Consider the following 6798-nt stretch of genomic DNA (forward strand, 5'->3'; position numbering starts at 1 on the left):
ATGAATAATGATGGACTATAAAAATCAAGAAAGAATTAAAGAAATCCAAAATATAATTAAACCTTTTGAGGTAGAACAGTTTTATCATAAAGACGAAAAATTATTAGAAGCAGATATAAATTGGAGTGCATCAATATTTTTTGCTAAACTTTTATTAAAAGCCAAAATATCTGAATCAGATTGGACAAAACAAAAGTTAGAAAATTTTGCAGCTAATTACAATTCAAAAAATAATACTGAGATAGAGGTAAATACTTTACTGAATAAATATTGGATTCGTGAAGTTGTTGGTTTAATTCATTTACCAAAAGCTGTAAGGGATGTTATTTATGATTTTGATAAAATGCGAAATTATCAACAAGAACTTGATTTTGTTAGGACTGTATATAAGTTTTGTCCTGACCAAAAAATTAGCACAAAAGAATACAACAAGTTCTTAGAAAAATATAAAAGTGAGCATAAGTATACTTTGGATGAGGCTTGGATTAAATCAACTTGGATAAAGGCTAAAAATGAAGATGATGAGGATTTAAAGGTTAATAATATATATTATTACAATACACTACTAGATAATTGGGAAGACTTTAAGTTTTTATACACTTTAAAAGAAGAAAAAGCAAAGAAAGAATCTACTGACCTAGCTATATCAAAAAAAGAATTTAATGACATATATACTTCTCATAAATCATACTTTTCCAAAACACCTACTTTAAATGAATTAAAAGAACAAAAGGTAATTAATGAAGAAGGAAAGAAATATTATATCAATTTTTATAATAGTACAATTTCCTATTGGAGTGGTTTAGGAGATAAAATAAGTGGATTTGTTTGGGAAGAGTTAATCTTGGATAATGGAATTTATGATGATGAAGAGAGAATCAAAATATTTTTATCAAAAATACTTTATTGGGAACATCACTGGCCTAATTTCTACAACTACATTTCAAGACAATCGAAAGAACGTTTTGTACAAGCTGCGTTCGATTTAGTTATTAAAGAGGGAGACATTATTGGGGTAAAGGATGAATTTTGGAAGTGTTATTTAGATGAAAACATAAGTCATAATTATGCTTTTAAATCTGGAGAAAAATTCAATGAAGACGCTCTTAAGTCTTCAACAGATTATTATGAGTTTTATGAAGAGTTACATTCACTTTCAGATAAATATCAAGGGAATTTATTTTATGTTCAGGATGCTCGCAATCATTTAGCATTTTTAATTAAAATGATAGTTTATTGTGATGAAGCATTCTCTGATGTTATTACTGGAGATACTACTGAAAAACAAAATTTCCCATTAATAAAAAGGCTTCTGGAACATGGATTAGATAAACCATATTTGTTATGGGAAACTTGTCATTTTTTAATTCAAAACAAGCCAACCGTAATCCCTTATCTTCTTGAAGAACTTAAGTTTACTTCATTAGCTTTTAGATTAATAAATAAAATAAAAATTGAAAGCTCAATTCAGCAAATAAACAATAATATAAGGCTTAGTCTTTTCGAAAATAGTATAAAACTCAGTCTTGATTCTTTACTCTATACACCAGATTATTCTAACGAAAATATTGCAATCCTTATTTTTCAATTATTTAAAGAAATAAATAGAGACAAATACAAATCTTTATCCAATATTAGGATTGAAGAAAGTGTATACAAAATACGACGAAATCAAAAAGAAAAAGAAAACTCTTTACTTAAGTTAATTGAAGGTTATCCAGCTTATGGCTATTATGTAAATACAGTTGAAAGAGAATTGTTACTGCCTAAAATAATTGTTCCACTTATAGCTCAATTTGAACAACATAAAGAAAGAATTAAATATTTGAATGGCACCATTCAGTTTCCAATTACAATATTAGATGGATTAAGTTGGTTGTCAAAATGTGTCTACTATAGTAAATTTAAAGAGCAATTTAGTGGTATTGGAGAAATTAAGGAACTAATATCCAATGCTTTTAAAAGTAATTATTTAGAAAAAATAGAACAGTCTACAATAGAATCTAAAATAGATGGGAAAAAACATGAAAGGCTTATTTGGAGTGAAAGAAATGAGAGGTTACAACAAATTGATTGGGTTTTTCCTATGGTTTTAATGAATGAAACTGGTGATTTAAGCAGTTTCTTATCACCAAGATTATCATTTAAAAAAGCAGACCACGAATATGATGAAGAAAATAGGTTTAATGCAAAAAAACTACGCACTCATCTTTTTATTTTACTTAATACATTAAAAAGAATTACTTCAAACAAACAAGATTACTTTAGTGTTTATGATGGAATTAAAGATGTTAAAAATCAATTAGAGCAGCAGACAATTTTAATTCTTAAAAATTATGCTATTGTTGGAAAACCATCAAAAATAGATATCCTGAGTGCTTCGTTTGAGCGTCAACTTTCTGGCGGTTTTGAGGAAGAATTACTTCCGCAAGTAGCACAAGCCATTAATTGGTTTAAAAATAAGAATGATGTTATTGATATTTTAGTAAAAACAAGTGATTTACTTCGGTTATTAATCATATTAGATTGGGTTACGTCTAAAGGCATAAAAAACCAAATAATTGATAAAATTAAAGATTCCGAAATAATAAAATATTTTGAATCACAGAATTGGCCACCAGAGATTGAACTTACATTATCCAAGCTTTCAGAGAGTAAAGAATTAATACACCAAACTGAAAAAGCGTTGGAATATTGGGAAAATAATATTACCGCAATAAGGAAAGACAAAAAGTACAAACAGGCTTCATTTGTTGTAAAACTTATGCTGGCTTATTATAACAAAGATATCTCCGCAATAAACGGTCTAGAAGAACCTGATCAAGATAACTATTCTCCAAAGGCTTTTAAAGCATATTTGTATAAGGAATTTTTTATTGGCTTAATTCACTTTGAAAACAACCCTGAGCAAGCATATAAAATATTTGACAGGCTTTATAAACAGTTTAAAGAACATACTTCTATTTGTATAAACCGTTTTGCCTCTAAAATTAATTGGGCGTCAAAAACAGAAAAGGCATCGGCAAAAAATGAGTTATTCAATGAAGCCCAACAGGAATGGTCAGACATGGAGGAACACCTTTCTAAAGATTCAATTGATTCAATCCAAGATAAAATATGGGCTAATAAACTGACCATATATTATCACTTAAAGCAATTTGCTGAATTTGAAAAATTATATCTGGATATGCCTACTCCCTATCAAATGATGGAAAGTATGATTTCTTTAAAAATAGAAATACTCCAACTTCAGGATAAACAACAGGAAGCCGTCTATTTATTACATCAGGCAAAAGAATATCACAGATCATCCGATGGAGTCAATCCAGAGTTTATAAATAAACTTCAGTCATTGGTTGAAGATAATAGCGATATTAAATTTCTTAAAGCAAGTTATCTGAATATATTTTCACATAGTCCAAAAAATTTAATTCAAATATTTCCAGAAAAATTAAATGGACAGTTAGAATTAGGAAGATTTATAACCAAAGAGTTTGCAATCGCCTCTAGTAAAGCTCTTGATAAAATACAAGCAATAGATAAAATAAATGATGAAAACAAGTATAACGATTTAATTCAGTTGGTTTTAGAATCTAGAATTGGAATTTTTGAATGGACTGTAAAAGACCAATCACGAGGAGGATATTCACAGAGTGGAAAAGGTTTGGGAGAAAGAGACATCTTAATTCAAGACAGTAATAATGAAACAATATCAGTATGTGAAGCTTTTATATATAGAGATTTATCAAGAACACAATCCCATATTAATAAATTATTTAATTACACTCATAGTAAAGGTCATTTAATGTGTTTAATATATGAACAATGCACCAAAAATCAATTTAGTAAGAAATGGAAAAAATATTTTGAAGAATCATTATCTGAATTAAATTATCCTAAAGGTCTTGAAATAGATAGTTCTGAAAGTCAAGATTTAACCGAAGAATTTGAATATAAGGATTCCGCAATCAAAATAGGGATGACAAAACACGGAAAAAATACTAGCATTTATCATTTAATGATTAATTTAAAATATAAAGTTTAGGCAATGTTTAAAGAAAGTAAATATTATGGGGAACTATGGCTTGTTGATAAAGAAGAATCTAAATGCTTTTGTGTGCTTTCGTATATTGATGGTAAAGTATCATTAGAAACAAATTTGAGAATTAACAATTTTGCATACAAACATCAAATAATTTTAGGGGTTTTTAATGGGTTAGGATACATTACATTTGTTGATTGTAAAATCAAATATACTCAAAGTGGTATTTCTGAAGTTAATATTTATCAACCAAAATATTCATTTATTTCAGCTTATCATTTTATAGAGCCTATTAATCTAAAATTCAAAAAATTTCAAATATCTAATGATGCCATTGTAGATTGGATTCGCAAAATGCACTGGTATTCTTTTACAGAGGATAAATTAATAAAGCAAGACGATATATCACAGCAATTTAAGATAAATGAAATTGGATTGTCAATTGAATTAGTGCAATCTTCAAGTTCTAAAACAGGTCACAAAGAGTTTATTCTAAAAAATAATGGATATTTAAACTTCGAATCAGAAGAGAAAATTTCTTTGTTAACAGCATTTGATTACTATAATACTTTTCAAAAAGTATTACAATTTATTTCAACCAAAACTAAGCAGTTTTCTTTTTTTTCTTTTAAATGTTTGTCTTGTGGAGAATGGGCTAATGTTTATTATCAGGAAGATAGATTTGAAAAGACTGGTTCAAGTTACATACATTTATCTTATGATGAGGTTGCTAAAGACTTACCTATTTTGGTTAATAATGCCTATACGTCAGAATCTTTTAGGTTTTGTTTAGATAAACTAATGGAAAATTTATTGGGAGTTAAACTCAGTCATAGTAGGAGATTTACAAATACAATAGCAACATTTGAGGCATATAATAAATTGTATACCAATCAAAAAAATAATAAGCTAATAAATTATCTAAATTATAATAGAGATAATATAATTTCAATTAGCAAAATAGATGAAAATAAATTTAACGATTTCTCTTCTAAAGTAATACGATCAAGGGATTATCATGTTCATAGTAATTTAAATAATAAAAATATTTACTCTGATTTCGAATTACTATACATCAGCTATCTTTTAGATTATACTGTAGGACTTGGTATTTTTCAACAGATGAAAATTTCAAATGAAATATTGGATAAAGTAATTAGGCAAGGACAATCTGTATTTATTGATATGCAAAGAACTAATGAAATTTTAAGTCATGACCCTCTTAAAACCAACAAACCTATTTGATTTTATTGTAAAACAATTAAATACTTAAAAAACATATATTAGCTCAAAAAATTGATTTAGAATTAATAGCAAAACCTAATATGAGATACCTAGTTCGTCTAATTTGGTGATTAAGTTATCTGGTAATACAATCTCAAAATTAATAAAGTATTCGTTAGAAAATATGATTAGGAAATTGTAATATATGTTCTAAATAGAGAAATGATTATGATGAGAGAAAAAGGAAATAAAAGTTTCATGAACCTTTCAAAAGAAGAATGCCTAGTGGTTTCGAAGGAAACTTTTCGTAATGCAAAAAACAAACATAGTGATGCTTTAATTCTAGCTAAGAACAATTCTTACGGAATGGCAACATCTACCTTAATGCTATCACTAGAAGAAAACATGAAAGCAGTAATTCTTTTTCTAGATGGAAACGGGTTTGAGTTTAGAAAAAGAGTTAAAGGAATAAAGTACTTATTTGTCAACCATAAACTAAGGTACCCATTAGGACTTATCCTTTCTGGATTCAATATTTTCGGAAAAGACTTAATAGGTTTTATTGTTAGAATAGCTTCAACCCCTTCTTTAATAAAGGATTTTAGCATAAATGAAAAAGAATGGGAAGGTTTGGCTCTCAATTATATTTCAGAAAAAATCAATCAACTCAGTGAAGAAATAATATGGTTTTCTAATGCAGATTACCTTAGGCAAGATGGAATGTATGTTGATTACGACAATGTATTAAAAACACCTTTAAGTATTGACAAAGAGGATTTTAATAACATTCTTACCCGAGTAAGTGGGATAAGTGAATTTATTGACAAATTTTTATCAATTTTTGGTCAAAGTAATGAAAGCACTGATGCGGAGTTAAAAACACAAGTGAAAAAATTACAGAAACAATTAATATCAGAAAAGGGATATGACAAAATTGGAATGATAGTTACAAAAATGAACGGAAAAGGAAATAACCTATATATAGACATATTAAAAAACCTGCAAGAATTCAAAAAGGATATTAATGATGATTTCTGAAAAGAGAGGTAAAAAACAATTTAAAAATAAATTTTCTGACCTCATGCTAATTTTGAATTAATCTAAAAGCAATCTTAATAGTGAATCTCTTTACTAAAGAGCTGTCATTTAATTAGATTATTGTGTTGTACAGATATTAGAATTTTATGTGTTAAAATGAAATGAAAGCTTCTCTAATTACTGTTTTAAGAAATAAGGGAGGCAAATGATGTTGTGTAAGGTGTTTAAAATGAGGTTTTATGTTAGGTGTATTCTTTTAATATTTTTTAGATTAATATTTTAAATTTTGTATATTTATGTCAATAAAGACAAATAAATTTTGTTTTTAAATAGCTCTTTTTGACTTTAGTGTACTATACGGTGAATTCACTGAAATAAAATCATTTAAAATACTGTGAAACAGTGCTTTATAAAACAAAAGGTAATCCTGTCATCCCGACTTTTTAGTATATCAAATAGAAACAAAATATTTATAATTATATGATTATCAGTAT

General features: G+C 27.2%; 3 protein-coding genes. All 3 read left to right on the forward strand.

Annotated elements, in window-relative coordinates; translation table 11 throughout:
- The first annotated feature begins 10 nt into the window (after positions 1–10).
- The 3 genes from G5V56_RS04575 to G5V56_RS04585 all read left to right on the forward strand — a co-directional run bounded on the left by G5V56_RS04575 (position 11) and on the right by G5V56_RS04585 (position 6304).
- Entirely contained in the window at positions 11–4045 is a 4035-nt protein-coding gene (locus tag G5V56_RS04575; protein ID WP_166962127.1) for a hypothetical protein, read from the forward strand.
- A gap of 3 nt (positions 4046–4048) precedes the next feature.
- On the forward strand, positions 4049–5287 hold the full coding sequence (locus tag G5V56_RS04580) for an ApeA N-terminal domain 1-containing protein (RefSeq protein ID WP_166962130.1): 1239 nt from the start codon (positions 4049–4051) through the stop codon (positions 5285–5287).
- A 207-nt stretch (positions 5288–5494) separates the two neighbouring features.
- Positions 5495–6304, forward strand: a complete 810-nt coding sequence (locus G5V56_RS04585; protein ID WP_166962133.1) for an AbiV family abortive infection protein — start codon at positions 5495–5497, stop codon at positions 6302–6304.
- The last annotated feature ends 494 nt before the right edge of the window (positions 6305–6798 follow it).

The organism is Yeosuana marina, assembly GCF_011762485.1.
In the GTDB taxonomy this organism is placed as follows: domain Bacteria; phylum Bacteroidota; class Bacteroidia; order Flavobacteriales; family Flavobacteriaceae; genus Yeosuana; species Yeosuana marina.